Origin of the sequence: Clostridium senegalense (assembly GCF_018916625.1) — a bacterium.
Taxonomy (GTDB): Bacteria; Bacillota; Clostridia; order Clostridiales; family Clostridiaceae; genus Clostridium_J; species Clostridium_J senegalense.
This window is the reverse complement of the sequence record NZ_JAHLNC010000035.1, coordinates 1-650: the sequence shown is the minus strand read 5'-3', so window position 1 is coordinate 650 and position 650 is coordinate 1. Positions and strand designations below refer to the sequence as shown.

The 650-nt window shown below is 38.0% G+C and carries 2 rRNA genes; both read left to right on the top strand.

Annotated elements, in window-relative coordinates:
- A 16S ribosomal RNA gene (locus KQI36_RS17645) occupies positions 1 to 54 on the top strand; the annotation flags it as partial.
- A 377-nt stretch (positions 55 to 431) separates the two neighbouring features.
- Positions 432 to 650: ribosomal RNA gene (locus tag KQI36_RS17640) — 23S ribosomal RNA — on the top strand; the annotation flags it as partial.

Here is a 650-nt window from a genome sequence, read left to right as displayed (position 1 = left end):
GTGAAGTCGTAACAAGGTAGCCGTAGGAGAACCTGCGGCTGGATCACCTCCTTTCTAGGGAGTCGGCACAAAGGTAACACTTTGTGACATCTGGTACTATGTTATCTGTTTAATTTTGAGAGTCCAATTTTTTTTGGAAAATCTCAATAAGTAAAATATTGATAGAAGCAAGCAGTATAAGGAAACAAAGGAATGAGGAGCAGAGCTTACTTACGTAAGTGAGAGCACAATGACTGAAGTTGACGAGATAATGCGAAGCTTATAGCGATATTTTTGTTCTTTGAAAATTGCACAGTGATAAAAAGACATTGTTAAACCTTTAAATAAAGATATAACAATTTCGTCAAGACAATAAAAACCTTAAAATAGAAACTATTTTATGCGAATTTTTGTATAAATGACAAAGAATTCTTAGAAATAAGAAATTGATAGGTCAAGCTACAAAGGGCGCAGGGTGAATGCCTTGGCACTAGGAGCCGAAGAAGGACGTGATAAGCTGCGATAAGCTTTGGGTAGGCGCAAATAGCCTGTGATCCAGAGATTTCCGAATGGGGAAACCTACTTAATTATATTAAGTACCATATGCTGAATACATAGGTATATGGGGGTAAACCCGGGGAACTGAAACATCTAAGTACCCGGAGGAAGAG